The organism is Martelella endophytica, assembly GCF_000960975.1.
GTDB classification, from domain to species: domain Bacteria; phylum Pseudomonadota; class Alphaproteobacteria; order Rhizobiales; family Rhizobiaceae; genus Martelella; species Martelella endophytica.
This window is the reverse complement of sequence record NZ_CP010803.1, coordinates 1,172,485-1,191,714: the sequence shown is the minus strand read 5'-3', so window position 1 is coordinate 1,191,714 and position 19,230 is coordinate 1,172,485. Positions and strand designations below refer to the sequence as shown.

Annotated in this window: 17 protein-coding genes; 7 read left to right on the top strand and 10 right to left on the bottom strand. The window is 62.6% G+C overall.

Features of this window, described 5'->3' with window-relative positions:
- Positions 1-16 precede the first annotated feature (16 nt).
- The 5 genes from TM49_RS05425 to TM49_RS05405 all read left to right on the top strand — a co-directional run bounded on the left by TM49_RS05425 (position 17) and on the right by TM49_RS05405 (position 4,739).
- Positions 17-1,000: a TRAP transporter substrate-binding protein gene (locus TM49_RS05425; protein ID WP_045679871.1), complete on the top strand. Its 984-nt coding sequence runs from the start codon at positions 17-19 to the stop codon at positions 998-1,000.
- Positions 1,001-1,051: 51 nt separating this feature from the next.
- Positions 1,052-1,570 carry a TRAP transporter small permease subunit gene (locus TM49_RS05420; protein WP_045679870.1) on the top strand — a complete coding sequence of 173 codons (519 nt, stop codon included), beginning with the start codon at positions 1,052-1,054 and terminating at the stop codon, positions 1,568-1,570.
- The gene (locus TM49_RS05415; RefSeq protein WP_045679869.1) at positions 1,563-2,852 is read left to right on the top strand and encodes a TRAP transporter large permease; all 1,290 of its coding nucleotides are present in this window, start codon (positions 1,563-1,565) and stop codon (positions 2,850-2,852) included. The genes TM49_RS05420 and TM49_RS05415 overlap by 8 nt, the downstream gene beginning before the upstream one ends.
- Positions 2,849-3,571 carry a GntR family transcriptional regulator gene (locus tag TM49_RS05410; RefSeq protein ID WP_158498603.1) on the top strand — a complete coding sequence of 241 codons (723 nt, stop codon included), beginning with the start codon at positions 2,849-2,851 and terminating at the stop codon, positions 3,569-3,571. The genes TM49_RS05415 and TM49_RS05410 overlap by 4 nt, the downstream gene beginning before the upstream one ends.
- Before the next feature lie 412 nt (positions 3,572-3,983).
- On the top strand, positions 3,984-4,739 hold the full coding sequence (locus TM49_RS05405; protein ID WP_045679867.1) for an SDR family NAD(P)-dependent oxidoreductase: 756 nt from the start codon (positions 3,984-3,986) through the stop codon (positions 4,737-4,739).
- Between the two features lie 7 nt (positions 4,740-4,746).
- On the opposite strand, the gene TM49_RS05400 is transcribed toward TM49_RS05405, so the two are convergent.
- Complete coding sequence (locus TM49_RS05400; RefSeq protein ID WP_045679866.1) at positions 4,747-5,913, bottom strand: nucleotide sugar dehydrogenase; 1,167 nt, start codon at positions 5,911-5,913, stop codon at positions 4,747-4,749.
- Positions 5,914-6,153: 240 nt separating this feature from the next.
- Here TM49_RS05400 and TM49_RS05395 point away from each other — a divergent pair, with 240 nt between their 5' ends.
- A complete protein-coding gene (locus TM49_RS05395) occupies positions 6,154-6,948 on the top strand; it encodes a DeoR/GlpR family DNA-binding transcription regulator (protein WP_045679865.1) in 795 nt (264 codons plus the stop codon).
- A 333-nt stretch (positions 6,949-7,281) separates the two neighbouring features.
- On the opposite strand, the gene TM49_RS05390 is transcribed toward TM49_RS05395, so the two are convergent.
- The 9 genes from TM49_RS05390 to TM49_RS05350 all read right to left on the bottom strand — a co-directional run bounded on the left by TM49_RS05390 (position 7,282) and on the right by TM49_RS05350 (position 18,074).
- A complete protein-coding gene (locus tag TM49_RS05390; RefSeq protein WP_045684804.1) occupies positions 7,282-8,394 on the bottom strand; it encodes an adenosylhomocysteinase in 1,113 nt (370 codons plus the stop codon).
- A 33-nt stretch (positions 8,395-8,427) separates the two neighbouring features.
- The gene (locus TM49_RS05385) at positions 8,428-10,017 is read right to left on the bottom strand and encodes an FGGY family pentulose kinase (protein WP_045679864.1); all 1,590 of its coding nucleotides are present in this window, start codon (positions 10,015-10,017) and stop codon (positions 8,428-8,430) included.
- Between the two features lie 24 nt (positions 10,018-10,041).
- Positions 10,042-10,713, bottom strand: a complete 672-nt coding sequence (locus TM49_RS05380) for an HAD family hydrolase (protein ID WP_045679863.1) — start codon at positions 10,711-10,713, stop codon at positions 10,042-10,044.
- 18 nt (positions 10,714-10,731) lie between these two features.
- Positions 10,732-12,213 (bottom strand): mannitol dehydrogenase family protein, encoded by a 1,482-nt coding sequence (locus tag TM49_RS05375; protein ID WP_045679862.1) that lies wholly within the window; start codon positions 12,211-12,213, stop codon positions 10,732-10,734.
- A gap of 146 nt (positions 12,214-12,359) precedes the next feature.
- Entirely contained in the window at positions 12,360-13,361 is a 1,002-nt protein-coding gene (locus TM49_RS05370) for an ABC transporter ATP-binding protein (RefSeq protein WP_045679861.1), read from the bottom strand.
- Between the two features lie 11 nt (positions 13,362-13,372).
- Positions 13,373-14,203, bottom strand: coding sequence for a carbohydrate ABC transporter permease (locus tag TM49_RS05365; RefSeq protein WP_045679860.1), 831 nt, complete (start codon positions 14,201-14,203; stop codon positions 13,373-13,375).
- Between the two features lie 2 nt (positions 14,204-14,205).
- Positions 14,206-15,078, bottom strand: coding sequence for a carbohydrate ABC transporter permease (locus TM49_RS05360; RefSeq protein WP_045679859.1), 873 nt, complete (start codon positions 15,076-15,078; stop codon positions 14,206-14,208).
- Positions 15,079-15,308: 230 nt separating this feature from the next.
- Entirely contained in the window at positions 15,309-16,622 is a 1,314-nt protein-coding gene (locus TM49_RS05355) for an ABC transporter substrate-binding protein (protein ID WP_045679858.1), read from the bottom strand.
- Between the two features lie 246 nt (positions 16,623-16,868).
- Positions 16,869-18,074, bottom strand: coding sequence for an MFS transporter (locus TM49_RS05350; protein ID WP_045679857.1), 1,206 nt, complete (start codon positions 18,072-18,074; stop codon positions 16,869-16,871).
- Between the two features lie 244 nt (positions 18,075-18,318).
- Here TM49_RS05350 and TM49_RS05345 point away from each other — a divergent pair, with 244 nt between their 5' ends.
- Positions 18,319-19,227: a LysR family transcriptional regulator gene (locus tag TM49_RS05345; protein ID WP_045679856.1), complete on the top strand. Its 909-nt coding sequence runs from the start codon at positions 18,319-18,321 to the stop codon at positions 19,225-19,227.
- Positions 19,228-19,230 lie beyond the last annotated feature (3 nt).

Here is a 19,230-nt window from a genome sequence, read left to right as displayed (position 1 = left end):
AGAGGAGAATGAGGCAATGAAATTCTGCAATGCACTGGCGCTTGGCGCGGTCGCTTCGCTTTATGCCGGCACCGCGATGGCCGAGACCGCATGGGACTTCTCGACACCGTGGCCGGATACCAATTTCCAGTCCAAGGCGGCCCACCAGTTTGCCGAAGCCGTCGGCGCGGCGACAGATGGCGCCGTCACCATCACCGTCCATAACGGCAGCGAGATCGGCGTATCGGGCAGCCAGAGCATGGAGGCGGTGGAGACCGGCATCGTGCAGATGGCCGACTTCCTTCTGTTCCTGCAGGCCGGCGCCGAGCCGCTGCTGGCCATCGACACCCTGCCATACCTGATCCAGGGGCAGGATGAGATGGCGATGTTCCTGGACATCGCCGGTCCCGCCTTTGACGCGATTGCCGAGAAGCACAATCAGAAGATCCTCTATTACGTGCCGTGGCCATCGCCGGGCCTCTATTCCAAGACCGAGATCACCTCGGCGGACGATCTTGGCGGCCAGCGCATCCGCGCCTTCAACCCGGCAAGCTTCGAATTCCTGACCAAGCTCGGCGCCGCGCCGCTGGAAATGCCGTGGGGCGATGTCGTGCCGGCGCTTGCGGCGGGCACGATCGACGGCGTCGCCACCTCGACCTCTTCGGGCGTCGACGGCAAGCTTTGGGACACGACCTCCTTCTTCAACCCGCTGCAGTGGTCGACCTCCACCGACGTCGTCACCGTCAGCCTCGACGCCTGGAACGCGCTGACCGACGAGCAGCGGGCCGCAATCGAAACGGTAGCCGACGAGCTCGAGGGCGAATTCTGGGCCCTGAGCGCCGCCGAGGACGAAGGCAAGACCGAAATTCTCGTGGAAAACGGCATCACCGTCACCGAGGCGGATGACAGCATGAAGGCGCTGATGTCCGATGCGGGCCATGCGATGTGGGCGGAATTCGTCGCGAAGGTTCCGGACGCGGGACCGATCATCGACGAATACACCGAGGCCGCCGGCAAGTAACGACGAGCACCGCGATGCGCCGGCGAGCGTCGGCGCATCTGGAGGAACGCGATGGTCCGCTCCTTTCTGACATTCACCGACCGCACGGCACGTCTTTCCGAAACCGTCGCCATGGTCCTGCTCTACGGGTTCTGCGCGCTGATGCTCGCGGAGATCTTCAGCCGTGGGTTCCTGCGGACAAGCCTTGCCTTCTCCTGGGAATATTCGGCCTTTGCCATGTGCGGCGTCTTCCTGCTCGGCTTCGGACCGGCGCTTCGACACGGCACGCAGGTTCGCGTCGGCTTCCTCCTCTCCCGGCCGTTGATCGGCCGCTACGCCGACATCGCCGCCACGCTCGTCGGACTGGTCTTCGCCGCACTGATGTTCGAGGCCTTCTTCACCATCTTCCGTTCCTCGCTGACAAGCGGACTGCGCCAGTCGAGCTATATCGCGACGCCGCTTGCCATTCCGCAGGCGCTCGCGGTGATCGGCGCGGCCGAGTTCATCCTCGCGCTTCTGGCCCGCCTGCTCCGCCTGTTGATCGGCGAGCCCCCCGAACTCCCCCGCGAAAGTGACGCCACAGATGGTTGAGATCGGGCTGGTCACGCTCTTTCTGTTCGCCATCCTGCTTGCAGGCTCGCTCTGGATCGGCCTTTCGCTGTTCGGCGTCGGCTATATCCTGCTTGCGGTCTACAAGCCCAACATTCCGCTCGAAGCCTTCGCCGGAAAGCTGATGTGGCAGGCCGGCACGGCGCAGGAACTGCTGGCGCTGCCGCTGTTCATCCTGATGAGCGACATCCTGGTCAAGGCGAAGCTCGGACGGTCGCTGTTTTCGGGCCTTGCGCCGTGGGTCAGCCGGCTTCCGGGCGGTCTCGTCCACGTCAATGTCGCGGGCTCGACGCTTTTTGCCGCGGTCTCCGGTTCATCGGCCGCCACCACCGCCATCGTCGGCCGCGTAACCCTGCCCGAACTGCAGCGCCACGGCTACGACCGGCGCCTGTCGATCGGCTCGCTCGCCGGCGCCGGCACGCTCGGCTTCCTGATCCCGCCCTCGATCATCATGATCATCTATGGCGTGGTTGCCGAACAGAGCATCCTGCGCCTGTTCATCGCCGGCATCATCCCCGGGCTTCTGCTCGCCACCTGCTACAGCCTCTATATCGCCACCGCCCACACGATCGCCGGAGGCCACGGCGAGAGCATCGTCTACAGCTGGCGGCAACGCTGGCGCGGGCTCCTCGAAATCGCGCCGATGGCGGCGCTGATCTTCGGTATCATGGGCGCGCTCTATTTCGGCCTTGCAAGCCCGACGGAACTTGCCTCTGTCGGCGTGCTCGGCGCCATCATCCTTGCAGCGCTCCGGCGCGAACTGTCGCTTGCGAACCTTGCAAGCGCCGGGCGCAGCGCGGCCCGCACCAGCGCGATGATGGGCCTTATCCTGCTGGGCGCCGCCCTGCTGAACGCAGCACTCGGATTCCTCGGCCTGCCGCGGGCGATCGCCGGCTGGATCGCAGCGCTCCAACTCGCGCCCTTTGCGCTGATCGCCATGCTTCTGGTGTTCTACATCATCGTCGGCATGTTTCTCGACGGGACGTCGATCATCGTCATGACACTGCCGATCACACTACCTTTGGTTACATCTGCAGGTTTTGATCCGATTTGGTTTGGCGTTTTTGTTGTAGTTGCGGTAGAAATATCGCAAATCACGCCGCCGGTCGGTTTCAACCTGTTCGTCATACAGGCGCAGACCGGCGAGCCCGTCGGAAACCTGGTGCGCGCTGTCGCCCCGTTTTTCCTGATACTCGTCGGGTTCGCCCTCTTGTTGACGGCGTTTCCCCAGATTGTTCTATGGTTGCCGGGAAAGATGCAATGAGCGCACCGAGACACAAACAGCTAACCCGTTCTTTGCGCGATGAAATCGTCTCCGGCCGGCTGCGCGTCGGCGACCGGTTGCCACCGGAGGTGGAGTTCGCCGCCGAACGCGGCGTCAGCCGCACGACCCTCAGACGGGCGCTGAGCGAGCTCGAATCGGAAGGCCTTGTGGCCCGGCGCAAGCGCGTCGGTACCATCGTCGCATCTCAGACGCCGCAGCAGCATTTCCGGATGGCGACAAACGGCCTGCCGGAATTGATGCGCGTCACGCGCGAAACGGTACTCGAGGTCTGGTCGTCCCGCCATGTGGAAAACCATGCCGACCCGGCGCTTGGCGGGCGCGAAAGCCCGACCGGCTACTGGCTGGAGGTGATCGGCGTGCGCCGTATCCCCGGACGGCTGCGGCCGTTCAACTGGAGCCGCATGTTCGTTTCCGGCCCCTATGCCGGTATAGAGCCTTCGCTGTCGCGTCATTCGATCGGCTCGGTCTATAACCTGATCGAGGAAATGTTCAGCCGTCCCGTGCTGCGCGTTTCCCAGAGCGTCAACGCGATTGCCTGTCCGGCGATCGCCGCCGACGCCATCGGCCTGTCACCCGACGCACCCGTTCTGCGCATCGATGCCGATCTCTTCAGCCACAATGACGAACTCGTCGAAATCTCCCAGGCCATCTACGATCCCGCCCGCTTCCAGGTGCGCACCGACGTGCTGCTGAAGTAATCCGCTTGGCAGCGTCCTTGTTCTGCGCTGGAGCGCGTCCGCTCTTCTGCGCAACGTTCCATGTTTTTGCTATTGCGCCATTCCGAACGGTGAGCCGCTATCCACTTCACCTGGAATTGCGCTAGAGCCCTTCAGGCTTAAATGGAAGCGTTCTGCGGCAAGGAATTTGCGCCAGGACCAAGGGCTTTGGCGCAGGGCATAGCCGTAGCTATGTCCAAGCCGAAGACCGCCGGCAATGGCGCAAATTCATGCCGCCCATCGGGTTTGCCGAAACCGGCCCTCCACTTTGTCGAAGCCCTTCGCTATGGCTATGCCGCGCGGGCTTCTTCGCGTGGAATGACCGGTTTGGGCAAACAGAACAGATTCCATTTAAGCCTGAAGGGCTCTAGTGTTTGCAGCAGGGAGGACGGATATGAATGAATTCGAAGGACGCCGCATTCTTTATACGGGTGCGGCAGGCGGGCTCGGGCTTGCCACGACGCTTTCGCTGCTGGCAGCCGGCGCGCAGGTGCTGGCGATCGATCACGACCCGCAGAAGATTTCGGCATTGACGAGTGCTGCAGCCGAACAGGGCCTTTCGGACCGGCTGAGCATCACCGATGTCGACCTCACCGACAAGCCGGCGCTGCAGGATGCGATCTCGAATCTCCTCGCCGGAGGCGGAATCGACACCGTCATCAACAATGCCGCGATCTACCCGTCAAAACCCTTCGAGCAGTATTCGCTGGAAGAGCAGGCCAGAATCCATGCCGTCAATGTCGAGGCCGGCATCGTCTGCGTGATGATGGCCTTGCCGGGGATGCGGGAAAAAGGTTTCGGCCGGATCCTCAACATGGCCTCGATCACCTTTACCGGCGGCTGGGAGAACCTGACGCCCTATATCCAGTCCAAGGGCGCGCTCATCGGCCTCACCCGCGGCTGGGCCCGCGAATTCGGCAAGTGGGGGATCACCGCCAATGCGATCTCGCCCGGCGCCTTTCCGACGGATGCCGAGAAGATCCATCCCGACCAGGAAGGTTACCAGCGCCGCATTCTCGAAAGCCAGGCGATCAAGCGCCGCGGCGCACCGGCGGACATCGCCAATGCCATCCTGTTCCTGATCTCGGAAAAAGCCGGCTTCATCACCGGCCAGAACCTCAATGTCGATGGCGGCTGGGTGATGCAGTAAGTCCGTATCAGTCGGCGCCGAAAAGATCGCGGGTGAAGACCTTGTCTGCGACATCCCGGATGTCCGGCGACAGCCGGTTGGCGACGATGACGTCGGCGCGGCGCTTGAAGTCATCGAGGTCGGCGACCACTTCGGAGCGGAAGAAATCGGGCGCATCGAGCGTCGGCTCGTAGACGATGATCTCGATGCCCTTGGCCTTGATCCGCTTCATGATCCCCTGCACGGAAGAATCGCGGAAATTGTCGGAGCCCGCCTTCATCACCAGCCGGTAGATGCCGACCGTGCGCGGCGCCATGGCCACGATCCGCTCGGCGATGAAATCCTTGCGCGTGGTATTGGCATCGACGATGGCGCGGATCAGGTTCTGCGGCACCTCTGCATAGTTTGCCAGCAGCTGCCGCGTATCCTTCGGCAGGCAATAGCCGCCATAGCCGAAGGACGGGTTGTTGTAGTGGTTGCCGATGCGCGGATCGAGGCCGACACCGTCGATGATCTGGCGCGTGTCGAGGCCATGGGCCATCGCATAGCTGTCGAGTTCGTTGAAATAGGCAACGCGCATGGCGAGATAGGTGTTGGCGAAGAGCTTCACCGCCTCCGCCTCCGACGGATCGGTGTAGAGCACCGGCACATCGGACTTCACCGCGCCCTCAAGCAGCAGGCCGGCAAAACGCTCGGCGCGTTCGGAGCGTTCCCCGACGATGATGCGCGAGGGATGAAGGTTGTCATAGAGCGCGCGGCCCTCCCGCAGGAATTCCGGCGAGAAAATGATCCTGTCGGTTGCGAATTTTTCCCTGAGCGACATGACGTAGCCAACAGGGATGGTGGACTTGATGACGATGACGGCTTCAGGGTTTACCGCCTGCACCGCTGCGACCACCGCCTCCACGGACGAGGTGTCGAAATAAGTGGTCGCCGGGTCATAGTTCGTCGGCGTGGCGACGATCACGAAGGCCGCGCCCTCATAGGCCTCCGCCGGCATCGTCGTTGCCCGCAGATTGAGCGGGCGATGCGCCAGATAGTCCTCGATCTCCTCATCGATGATCGGGCTCTTGCGATCATTGACGCTGTTCACCCGTCTTTCGGCGACATCGACCGCCACGACCTCGTGTTTCTGCGCCAGCAGCACGGCGAGCGACAATCCGACATATCCGAGTCCGGCAACGGCAATCTTCATGGGCTTTTTCCGGCACTTCTGGTTCGCTGGTTTTCGGACGGCTTGAGCACCGCCTGGACGTATGGCCTCTTTACTAGCGCATTCGACCTTCCCGTGCATAGCAATGAAAAATTGCCGTCATGTGACGGACACGCTTTATGCAGATGCCGCAAACTTCATCACTCCGTCACATGTCCTTCAAACGGATGTCACGGCCGGCGAAGATTTTCGCGTTCGGAAGAACAGAGACCGAAAGCGCAAATGAACATCTCGCCCCGCCAGTCCAAAATCATCGCCATGGTCGACGAAAATGGCGCAATGAGCATCGAAACGCTCTCGGATCATTTCTCGGTGACCCCGCAGACCATCCGCCGGGACGTCAATGTGCTCTGCCGCGCCAACATGCTGCGCCGCAGCCATGGCGGCGTCGAGCGGATAGGTGCCGGCGTCAACCTGCCCTATGACACGCGCCGGCTTGCCAACCCCGCCGCCAAGCGGCGCATCGGGGCGCTGGTGGCAAGCCTGATCCCCGACCGCGCCTCGCTGATGTTTTCGATCGGAACGACGCCGGAACTGGTGGCCGCGGCCCTTGCCGATCACGAGGACCTCACCGTCGTCACCAACAATCTCAATGTCGCCATGGCGCTGTCGGCCAACGCCTCCAACCGGATCTTCCTTCCGGGCGGCATGGTTCGGCTGCCGGATCGCGACCTGCTCGGCCATGCGGCGGAGGAGATGTTTTCCGGCTACCGCGCCGATTTCGGCATCTATGGCGTTGCCGGCATCGAGCCGGACGGCGTGCTCGTCGATTTCGACCAGACCGAGACGCTGGCCCGAGAGGCCATCCGCAAGAGCTGCCGCAAGTCGATCCTTGTCGCCGACCGCTCCAAGTTCGGCCGCCCGGCCCCGGCCCAGCGCGGCCGCCTTTCCGACGCCGACCTGCTGGTGCTCGACGGTCCCCCCGAAGGCGACTTCGCCAGGCTGATCGAGGCTGAGGGCATCGAGGTGCTCTATCCGAAGACGAAGCCCGGCGTGCTGGAAGGCGAAGAAGAGTAGAGGCCGTTTAGCCCCGCCACTCACTTGGAACGCCGGACGTTTACGCAGCCTCGCCCGCTTTGGCCTTTCTCCTTCAGGCAGGCGAATTTCATATAAGCCATGCCGCTTGCTCCAAAACCATCTCTCCCGCTTGCGGGAGAGATGTCGCGAAAGCGACAGTGAGGGTGATGCAGCATTTCCGTTTTCGAGGGCGTTCGCGTGGATAGACTCGACCCTCACTGCCCCTTTCGGGGCATCTCTCCCCTCCGGGGGCGAGAATATATGGGGGCTTTGCGGCGAGCCATATGCGATCGCCGTTAAGTCAAAGATTGTTCTGCCGCAGCTCCCGAAACCTCAAGCCGGGTCCGGGCAGGCGCGTTCCCACACCTTGCGGGGCAGAAGGTGAACGCCGGGGGTGACCTGTTCGCCAGCGCCAACAATATGGCCGATGCCTTCCGCCATCGCCGCCAGCGTCATGTCGAAGGCGTTGAGGCTGTCGCCCTCGCCGCCCGTCAGATTGGCCATGGTGCCGCCGACGAAGAGATGCACCGTGTTGCCGGAGGCGAGAGTGTAGCTGGTGACGGCCGGCAAAGATTGCGAGGCCGGGCGCTCCAGGAGCGGAGCAAGCTCGATTTCATCGATGCGATGGCCGGCATTTAGCAGGAAGCAGCCATCCTTCAGCCCCGCGATCACGCCGAACGGCACCACATGATGGGCGCCGGTCCCCGTGACGATCACGTCTGCGCGCGGCGCCAGTTCCTCGACCGTCCCGGCCTGCCAGCCGTCATAGCGGGCCTGCAGCAGCCGGGCGGGATCGACCTCGGCCACCATCACCGTGCCACCGAAGGCGCGTGCACTCGCGGCAAGGCCCTGGCCGACAGAGCCGTAGCCGACGACCAGCACGTTCTTTTCGTGCAGGCTCAGCAGCGTGCGCGTGAAGAAGGCGTTCCAGGTGGTGAGACCGACCATGTGGCGGTTATGAAGCCCTTCCTTCACCGGCAGATCGTCCCAGTTGAAGATCGGCCATGGCGGCAGATCGCCCTGCAGCCGGTTGATGCCGGAGCCGGTCGCCTCCAGACCCGCCTTCACGGTGGGCAGCGTCCGGCCGGTGGTCATCAGCCGGTGGGTGTAGTCCGAGCCCATTTCGGAGAGATGCGTCGGCTGCCAGTCGACGCCGGCGTCGATCGCGGCCTGCCAGTCGGCCTCGGGCATGTCCTTCCAGGCTTCCACGCGGGCGCCGGCGGCACGCATCGCGGCCACGACATCGTCACGCACCGTTGCCGGATTGCAGGTGGTGATGAACAGTTCGGCGCCGCGCCCCAGGAGGCCTTCCACCAGCGGCAGCATCTTCATGTCGAGATGCATGCTCATCGCCAGCCTGACGCCGGACATGTCCGGCAGATTCTGGACGGCGCGGGCGACGCGCTTCATGTGGAGGGCGGCCCAATCGGGGGTGATCTCGGTCATCGGCATTCCTTTCAAGGCGGCATCGGCACCTTGTCAGTTCATGTCCGCAACCCCGAGATTTTGCAAGGTGGCACGGCATTGCTGGAGAATTTCGAGGCGGGAAAGCTGGCGATCGTAGTAGCCGGCAAGGTCTGCGTCCGGCGCGATCACCCGTGGCGCCCCCTGCATCGCGCCTGCGGCGGCACCGAGACCATCGAAGAGACCGGCCGCGGAGGCGGCGTTGATCGCCGAGCCGAGCAGCACGGCATCCTCCGCGGGCATGATCGCGACCGATCGGCCCGTTGCATCGGCGTAGAGCTTGGTCAGGAGCGGGTTGCGACGGTGGCCACCGGCAAGGTGCAGCGTCGCCACCGTCAGGCCATTCTCCTCCATAAGCGTCAGGATCTGGCGAAGCGAGAGCGCGATGGCGACGGAGGCGCGCCAGTAGAGCCGGCAGAGGCCGTCGAAGGAATTGTCGAGCGTGAGCCCCGCAATCATCCCCGTCAGCGACGGATCGGCAAAGGGCGAGCGGCTGCCGTGGAAATCCGGCAGGATGTCGAGACCGTCGGCGAAACCGACGCCATTTTCGGCAATCATCTCCCCGATGCGGGCAATCACCTCGGCATGACGGGCTTCCGTCGCGATCCCGCCAGCGCTCGAAACCTCGATCAGATGGTTGAGCAGACCGCCGGTTGCCGACTGGCCCGCCTCGAACAGCCACTGGCCGGAATAGAGCGCCGAGAAATATGGCCCCCACAGGCTTCTTGCAAAGGCCGGTTCGTGCGCATAGCCGACAAGGCAGCTCGACGTGCCGCCGATCAGCGCGAGATCGCCCGGCCCCTTGGCCTCTGGCGACGGCAGGGCGCCGAGCGCGCCGGCATAGGCGTCGATCAGCCCGGCGGCAACGGTCACGGTGGTGTCGAGGCCGAGCGCAGCTGCGGCCTCCGCATTCAGCGTTCCGGCCGTTTCTCCCGGAGACAGGACGGAGCCGGAAAAGCCCGCCTTTCCGGCTAGGTCACAAAGCCCCACCTGCCGCATCAGGTCTGAAGGTTCCGGATCGCTCCTGTCCGGCCTGTAGAACCACTTGGCCGTCAGCGTGGACAGCGAGCGGGCGGCATTGCCGGTGGCGCGGAAGGTGAGGAAATCGGCGAGATCGAAGACGAGGCCGGCTTGCTGCCAGAGTTCGGGGCGGTTGCGCTTCAGCCAGAGCAGTTTCGGAAACTGCATTTCGGGCGAGACCGATCCACCGGAATGGCGGACGGCCGGATCGCCTGTTGCCGTCAGTTCCGCAGCTTCCTGCGCCGCGCGATGGTCGAACCAGGCGATGGTATCGAAGACATGACCATCATCGGCTGCGAGCGGCAACGGTCTTCTTTCGCGGTCGAGCAGAACCAGCGAGCAGGTTGCGCCGAAAGCGATGCCTGCGACACGGTCTGCGCCAATGCCGGACGCCTCGACTGTCGCCTTCACGGCAGCGCATGTCGCCTGCCATATGTCCTCGGACGCATATTCGCCACGTCGGGCGGCGGGCCTGCGAAGCATCAGCGGGTGGGTTTGTCGGGCAAGCATGACGCCCGCCCGGTCGAACAACCCGGCGCGGACGCTTGCCGTGCCGACATCGACCGCAATCAGGTGATCGCGCATCTCCTACCCCTGTTCCTCGCCCGCTTATTTTCGGACAAGTTTAACGAGAATGTCCATGGCGTCAAACATTTGGTCCGGCTCCATGGCTGCGATCGCCTCGTGATAGGCGGGATTGCGTGCGTGGCTGCCGCCGAGAAAGGCGAAAACCCGCATGCCCGCGGCCTTTGCGGCGCAAATGCCGGCGGGGCTGTCCTCGATGACGATGCAATCTGCCGGCGGGCGCCCCATGCGCTCGGCGGCAAGAAGGAAGAGATCAGGCGCCGGCTTGCCGTTCTCGACCATGGTGGCGGAGAAGACCGGCGGGGCGAAGGCCGGCATCAGGCCGACGAGTTCAAGTGAGAGACGGATGCGCTCGGGCTGCGAAGAGGAGGCGACGCACCAGTCGATGCCTGCCATCTTCAACCCCGCCCAGGCATCGGCAATGCCCTCGGTCGACTGCAGGTCCTGGCGAAAGCGGGCGTAGAGCCGCAGGCGCAGGGTTTCCAGAAAATCCGCGCTCAGCGTCGCACCGAAATCGCGCTCGACCACTGACAGCATTGTAGAGAGCGAACGGCCGAGAAACAGCCGGTTCGCAGTCTCCGCGCAGATGGTGACGCCTTCTGCCGCAAGCGCCTCCCTGAGCACCCCGAGCGAGATCGGTTCGCTGTCGACCAGCACCCCGTCGCAATCGAAGATGATCAATGGCTCGGCCGGCATGGTACCCGCATCCTCAGTCTAGGCGAGTTCCCCCGCAATGTAGCGCTTCAGCGTTTCCGCCGTGCCACTCTCGCGCAGTGCCGTCAAGGCATTGACGAAGCGTTTGCGGAACTGCTCGTTGTCGGCGATGGTGCCGAAGATATCGCGCTCATCGAGAAAGACCGTCGGCTCGGCCTTGGAGGCAAGGGCCGCCTTGTGCAGCCTGTCGGCGGCCTCGTCGTTGAACTTGATCTTGCGGCCGCTGTCCGACGTCCCCTCGAAATAGCGGCACCACAGCGCCGAAACCAGCGCCAGTCCGGTGACATCGAGGCCCTTTTCCAAGCGTGCGGCGGTGGAGGGCAGGATGAACTTCGGCTGACGGTTGGAGCCGTCGAGCGCCAGCCGCTCGATGGTGTCGCCGATCTTCGGATTGGCGAAGCGGGTCGCGATCAGCTCGTAATAGCCGGTCAGATCGGTGTCGGGCACCGGCGGCACGATCGGGATGATCTCGTCCTTCTCGAGCTTTTCGAGGAAGGCGGCGATCAGTTCGTTTTCCATCGCTTCGTGAACGAAGTGGATGTCGAGCAGTTCACCCGGATAGGCGATCGCGGCATGGCCGCCGTTCAGGATCCGAAGCTTCATCACCTCATAGGGGCTGACATCCTCGACGAAGGTGACGCCGACCTCTTCCAGCGCCGGCCGGCCGAGCGGGAAATTGTCTTCCAGCACCCACTGCTTGAAACCCTCGCAGAACACCGGCCAGTTGTCGTCGATGCCGTAGTCCTCGCTGGTGATGCGCCGCTCGCGGTCGCCGGTCGCCGGTGTGATGCGGTCGACCATGGCGTTGGGGAAGGCGACGTTGTCGCGGATCCATTGGGCAAAGTCCGGATCGGAGAGTTCGGCAAGGCCGGAAACCGTGGCGCGGGTCACCGCACCGTTGTGGGGAATGTTGTCGCAGCACATCACGGTGAATGGCGCGACACCCGCCGCGCGGCGCTTCTTCAGCCCGGCTATGATCAGGCCGAATGCGGTCTTCGGCTGATCGGGATTGTTGCCGTCGGCGACAATCGCCGGGTGTTTCGGATCAAACTTGCCGGTGGCCGGATCGATGAAATAGCCGCCCTCGGTCACCGTCAGCGAGACGATGCGGATCGCCGGATCGGCAAGCTGATCAATCATCTTCGCAAAATCCGGCGGAGCGATCATATCGAGCATGACGCCGGTAATCGTCGCCAAAGTTGCGTCCGCCTCCTGGTCGACCACGGTCGTCAGGAAATCCTGCGCGGCCAGCGCCTCACGCATCTTCGCATCGGAGGGCATGACGCCGGCGCCGATGATCGCCCAGTCGTGATCGCGGCCCTTGTTGAACAGGTCGTTGAGATAAACGGCCTGATGCGCACGGTGGAAGTTGCCGACGCCGAAATGCAGGATGCCAGCCGAAAGGCCATCGCGCCGATAGGACGGCAGCGCCACCTTTTCCGCGTGCGCGTTCAGGGTTTGCAGGGAAAGCTTCTTGGTCATGGTCTCATTCCGATCAGCTGGTACGCCGAGCTTTGCAGTTTTGTCCGTACTATTCTTTGACCGTTGTCACGCAGTCGCTGTTGGCGGTCAATCTGTTCCGGTTCCGACGCGTTGGTGATGCGGGGCGGCGCACCGCCCCGACGGGTTCACTGGAGCGCAAGGCCCTTGTCGTCGAAGCGATAGAGCCGCTCGCGATCGGGGGTGATGTAGACGGTGTCGCCATGGCGCACCGGAAACTCACCGTCCGAACGGGCCGTGATGTGTCCAAGTCCGGGGACGTCGACATGGAGGAAGGTGTCGGAGCCGAGATGTTCGGCAACCGCGACCTTGCCCTGCCAGTCGCCACTCTCCGTGGAGAGCTTCAGATGTTCCGGTCGGAAACCGATCGTATGCGCATTCTGCTCGGCCGCCTTTTCGCCCTCGATGAAATTCATCTTCGGCGAGCCGATGAAGCCGGCGACGAAGAGATTGGCAGGCTTCTTGTAGAGTTCGAGGGGCGAGCCGACCTGTTCGATATTGCCGGCGCGCAGAACCACGATCTTGTCGGCCATGGTCATGGCCTCGACCTGGTCGTGGGTCACGTAGATCGATGTCGCGTTCAGCGTCTGGTGCAGTTCGGAAATCTCAAGCCGCATGTTGACGCGCAGAGCGGCGTCTAGGTTCGACAGCGGCTCGTCGAACAGGAAACATTCCGGATTGCGCACGATGGCGCGGCCGATGGCGACGCGCTGGCGCTGGCCGCCGGAGAGAGCGCGCGGCTTGCGATCCAGATAGTCGGTGAGGTTCAGGATCTTCGCCGCATCCTCGACCTTGCGGTCGATCTCGGCCTTGTCGACATTCGCCATCTTCAGCGGGAAGCCGATATTGTTCCTGACGCTCATATGCGGGTAGAGCGCGTAGGACTGAAACACCATGGCAAGACGGCGCTTGGCCGGTGGCTTCTCGGTGGCGTCGTCGCCATCGATCAGGATGCGGCCGCCGGAGACATCCTCCAATCCTGCGATCAGCCGCAGGAGCGTGGACTTGCCGCAGCCCGAAGGGCCGACGAAGACGACGAATTCGCCTTCGTTGATTTCGAGATCGATGCCGGGAATGACGGCGTGTTCGCCAAAGCGCTTGGAGACGTTTTCGAGTCTGATGCTGCCCATTGGTCTTGTCCTTATTTAACCGCGCCGAAGGTGAGCCCGCGAACGAGCTGCTTCTGCGAAAACCAGCCGAGGATTACGATCGGCGCAATCGCCATGGTCGAGGCGGCGGAAAGCTTTGCGTAAAACAGGCCTTCCGGGCTCGAATAGGAAGCGATGAAGGCCGTCAGCGGCGCCGCCTTGGAAGCCGTCAGGTTCAGGGTCCAGAAGGCTTCGTTCCAGGCAAGGATGATGTTGAGAAGAAGAGTGGAAGCGATACCCGGCACCGCCATCGGCGTCAGCACGTAGATGAGCTCCTTGCCGAGCGTCGCCCCGTCCATGCGGGCGGCCTCGAGGATCTCGCCGGGGATTTCCTTGAAGTAAGTGTAGAGCATCCACACCATGATCGGCAGGTTGATCAGCATCATCACCACGATCAGTCCGATGCGGGTATCGAGAAGGCCCAGATCGCGGAAGATGATGTAGATCGGCACCAGCACACCGACCGCCGGAAGCATCTTTGTGGAGAGCATCCAGAGCAGCACGTCCTTGGTGCGCGGTGTCGGCGAGAATGCCATGGCCCAGGCGGCAGGCACCGAGATCAGGAGCCCGATGATGGTCGAACCGAGCGAGATCGCCACCGAATTCCAGAAGTGGTGGAAATAGTTCGAGCGCGCCTGAACCTCGATATAGTTCTCCAGCGTCCAGTGGAAGAACAGGAAGGAGGGCGGCGAGGCGACCGCCTCGCTTTCCGTCTTGAAGCTCGTCAGCACGGTCCACAGGATCGGGAAGAAGATGAGCAGCCCGATGACCCATGCGAGGACGGTGAAGGCCAGCTTTTTCTGTGTTGTTACCTGTCGTGCCATCCTCAGTCCTCCAGATTTTTGCCGATCATGCGCACCAGGAAGAACGCAACGATGTTGGCGAGAATGACGGCGATGATGCCGCCGGCGGATGCGCCGCCCACGTCGAACTGCAGAAGCGCCTGCATGTAGACGAGGTAGGTAAGGTTGGTGCTCTCGGTTCCGGGCCCGCCATTGGTGGTGACCAGGATTTCGGCGAAGACCGAAAGCAGGAAGATCGTCTCGATCAGCACGACCACAGTGATGGCGCGGGCCATGTGCGGCAGGATGATGTAGATCAGCCGGTTGAAGGCGTTGGCGCCATCCATCTCGGCCGCTTCCTTCTGCTCCTCCGACAGCGACTGCAGCGCCGTCAGCAGGATGAGGGTCGCGAACGGCAGCCATTGCCACGCCACGATCAGGCTGATCGAGGTCAGCGGCATGGAAGAGAGAAAGTCGATCGGCTGAATGCCGATGAACCGCGCAAGCGAGGCGAACAACCCGTTGACCGGGTTCATCAGCATGTTCTTCCAGACCAGCGCGGACACCGTCGGCATGACGAAGAACGGCGCGATTACCAGGATGCGCACGATGCCCTGGCCGAACATCGGCTGATCGAGCAGAAGCGCCAATGCAATACCGCCCGCGACAGTGGCAAACAACACGCCGCCGACCAGGATCAACGTATTGCCGATCGCCTGGAAGAAGGCCGGATCGGTCAGAAAGAACCGGTAATTCATGAAGCCGGCAAAGCTTTCCGTACCCGGCATCAGAAGATTGTAGCGCAGGAACGAGAAGTAGATCGTCATCGACAGCGGTACGATCATCCAGGCGAGAAGCAGAATGACCGAAGGCGCCATCATCAGCCTTGCAGCATTTTTGGTATGGGTGGTCGCCATGACAGTGTTTCCCCGCAAAGTGGATCTTCGGCCGTCACGGCCGGACCCGACGTTTCCGCGCGGCGGCCTGACGCCGTCTCGCTTCGGAAATGGCTTTCACCGCCGTCCGCTAAGCTGCGTGGCGGTCAAAAATCTTTCAGTCCGTGAGGGCGAACGGCCGGGCCTGGGCTTTCCCGGCAGGTGAACCACCTGCCGGAGTGTCTTCTGCCCGGCCGTCCCGCGGAGGAGCCTTACTTGATGTAGCCGGCCTTCATCATTTCGCGCTGCGTCAGCTGCTGGGCGTTGTTGAGCGCCTGTTCAGCCGAAACATTGCCGGCAAGGGCAGCCGAGAACTGCTGGCCGACCGCCGTGCCGATGCCCTGGAATTCCGGGATCGAGACGAACTGCGCACCGGTGTAGGGAATCTCCTGAACCGAGGGCTTGCTGGTGTCGACCGCATTGATCGATTCGAGCGTCATCTCGGCAAAGGGCGCAGCCTTCTGGTAGTCGGCATTCTCATAGAGCGAGGTGCGGGTGCCGGGAGGTGCCGCGCGCCAGCCGTCCTGTTCTGCAACAAGATCGGTGTAGTGCTTGGACGTTGCCCAGGCGACGAAGGCCTTGGCTGCATCCGCCTTCTGGGTCGAAGCCGGGATGGCGAGGTTCCAGGACCACAGCCAGTTGCCGCGATTGCCGAGGTCACCCTTTTCCGGGAACAGTGCAAAGCCGACATTGTCGGCGACCTTCGATTCCTTCGGGTCGGTCACGAAGGAGGCAGCGACGGTGGCATCGATCCACATGCCGCACTTGCCCTGCTGGAACAGCGCCAGGTTCTCGTTGAAGCCGTTGGAGGACGCACCGGGCGGGCCATAATTGGTCATCATGTCCAGATAGTCGGTGAGCGTCGCCTTCCACTCTTCGCTGTCAAACTGCGGCTTCCAGTCCATATCGAACCAGCGGGCGCCATAGGAGTTGGACATGGCGGTGATGAAGGCCATGTTCTCGCCCCAGCCGGCCTTGCCGCGCAGGCAGATGCCGTAGATGCCGGCATCCTTGTCGGTCATGGCTTCAGCGGCAGCCTTGATCTGGTCCCAGCTCGGCTCTGCCGGGATTTCAACGCCGGCCTTTTCAGCGAGATCCTTGCGGTACATGACCATGGCGCTTTCGCCATAGAACGGTGCGGCGTAGAGCGTTCCGTCTACGGACAGGCCGCCGGCAATCGCCGGCAGGAGGTCGCCGGCGTCATAATCGTCTGGCATGCCGTCGAGCGGCAGGAGCCAGTTCTGCTTGGCCCAGATCGGAACCTCGTAGTTGCCGATGGTCAGAACGTCGTACTGGCCGCCCTTGGTGGCGATGTCCGTGGTGACCTTCTGGCGCAGCACGTTCTCCTCGAGCGTGACCCATTCGAGGTCGATATCCGGATGATCCTTGGTGAAATCGTCGGTGAGCTTCTGCATGCGGATCATGTCACCGTTATTGACGGTGGCGATCGTCAGCGTTTCCGCCGAAGCGGCGCCGGCCATGGCGACCAGCGAGCATGCGCCCAGAAGTATCGTGTGAAGTCTCATACTCGTTCCTCCCTAAGAATTGAGCAATAGCCTACGATGTGAGCAATTACTCACCACAAACCTGCATTCTGTCAAGTGGGCGAATGCTCATACTTTGGGCGAATGCCGCAAGATGCTGTTTAGGAAGAGGAAAATTTCAGCAGAGTTCACGGCGATGGCCAAGCTGGCCGCCACCGTGATTCCTGTGGCCGGAGGCCAATCAATGGGTCGCGAGCGCGGGATGCCGTTCCCGCGCAAGAGGTTGTCTCACGGGGCCTGCAGACTTTCAGCCTCCTTCACAAGCGACGGCTCAGCACGCTGCCGCGCGCGTGCGAACAGAACGACCGCAAAGGCAAGGGCGGCGAGCGCTGCACCGGCCACCGGAATGGCCTGATAGCCCATACCGAAGCGCAGGACAGCGGCCCCAAGAGCGGCACCCAGTGCATTGCCGAGGTTGAAGGCGCCGATATTGATCGACGAAGCGAGCGCCGGCGCCTCTTCGGCGGCCTGCATCACCCGTGTCTGAACCGGCGAGACGATGGCAAAGGCGGCGATGCCCCAGACCAAAAGACCGATCGCAGCTGTAATTTTCGCCTCAAGGGCAAAAGGCAGGCCGAGCATGATCACGGTCAGCGCACCGAGAAAGACCAGTGTAGCGCCGTCGAGAGACCATGCCGAAAGCCGCCCGCCAGCCCAGTTCCCGATCGTGAAGCCGACGCCGATCAGCACAAGACACAGCGTCACCAAGGCACCGGACGCACCGGTCAGCGTTTCCAGAGCCGCGGAGACATAGGTGTAGAGGGTGAACATGGCGCCAGCGCCGGTGACGGTTGTCGCCATGGAAAGAAGCACGTTGGAGCGGGAAAGCACCCGGAATTCGCGGCGTATGTCGGCCTTCTTTCCGGCTTCCCCTTTCGGCAGCGCCAGTCCGAGCGCCGTGATCGCGACAAGGCCCAGAATCGCTGTTCCGGCAAAGGCCATTCGCCAGCCGATCTGCTGGCCGATCCACGTTGCCGCCGGAACGCCGCCGATATTGGCAATGGTCAGCCCCATGAACATGGTCGCAAGGGCTGCGGCTCGCTTTTCCTTCGACACAAGGTTTGCGGCGACGATGGCCCCGAGCCCGAAAAAGGCGCCGTGGTTGAGGCTTGTCACCAGTCTGGCCGCCAGCAGCGTGTAATAGCCCGGAGAAAGGGCGGCCATCACATTGCCGATGGTGAAAATGGTCATCAGCAACATCAACGCCTTGCGTTTGCCGAACTGGCCGAAAGCGATGGTCATGATCGGCGCTCCGACCATGACGCCGATAGCATAGGCGCTGATCAGCAGACCCGCAGTCGGGATCGACACATCGACACCCTCGGCGATCTGCGGCAGCATGCCCATGGGTGAAAACTCGGTCGTGCCGATACCAAAGGCACCGATGGCAAGGGCGAGCAACGCGAAACGCGCGTTGGGAGCACTGGGGCTCATAGCGAAAGATCCTTGGCCTTGCGGGAGAAACCGCTTTTGAGAAACCGGCCGCAGGCGCTGCAATTCCGGGTGGGAGGGACCGGATGCGGCGGAAACGGGCCGGAAACTGGGAAATTGATTCAAAAGGTCAACGCAGGTTCGATCCTGCCTTTGATGTCCGACAAGATAATATGGCCCGATTTGCTTGCAAATGGGTCCGGCGAGCACATAATCTGTGATTTTATTTCACAGATCGGAGCGTCACTTGGATAATCGTGCCGGCGAAATGCAGGTGTTTCAGCGTGTCGTTGAAGCTGGCAGCTTTTCCAGCGCAGCCCGGCAGCTCAGAATGACGCCGTCGACCGTCAGCAAGCTGATCCGACGCATTGAGAAACGCCTGGGCGTCAGGCTTCTGGAGCGCTCGACCCGAAGGTTGACGCTGACGGCCGAGGGCGAACTCTACTATGAGCGAAGCCAGAAATTGCTGAGCGACCTGACGGAAGTCGAAACCCTGATCATTCGCGGTGCGGGTCGTGCCAGCGGCATGGTCAGGGTCAATGCCTCGGTCGGCCTTGGTACAATCGCTCTCGAGCCGATTCTGCCGGCATTCTGGGAGGCATATCCTGACATCGCGGTTGATCTGTCGCTTTCCGATGAAATCGTCGATCTTTATCTCGATCACACGGATGTCGCCTTTCGCGTCGGGCGTCTTCCCGATTCCGGGATGATGGCGCGGCCCATCGGGTCGGCACGGCGGATGATCGTCGCCGCCCCGTCCTATCTTGAGCGCTACGGCACGCCGAGAACGCTGGATGAGCTTGCGCAGCACCGCTGCCTCGGCTTCAATTTTCGCCGGTCAAAGCCGGTCTGGCCGGCAGGCAAGAACAGCCGGTTCACCGAACAGACCGGCAACGAACCGCTGCTTGCCAACAATGGCGAGACTGTGCGGCGCATGGCCGTTGCCGGTGCTGGCCTTGCCCGCATTGCCGATTTTCACATGCGCGACGATCTGGCCTGCGGCCGCCTCGTCGAAGTGCTGGGTGATGTCCTGCCGCCCGACCGGGAGGAAATCAATGCGGTCTATCTCGGCGGCTCACACACGCCACTCAGGGTTCAGGCCTTTCTCGATTTCACAGTGCCTCTGATCAGGGCTTTCATCGCCAATGCCGACTGACGG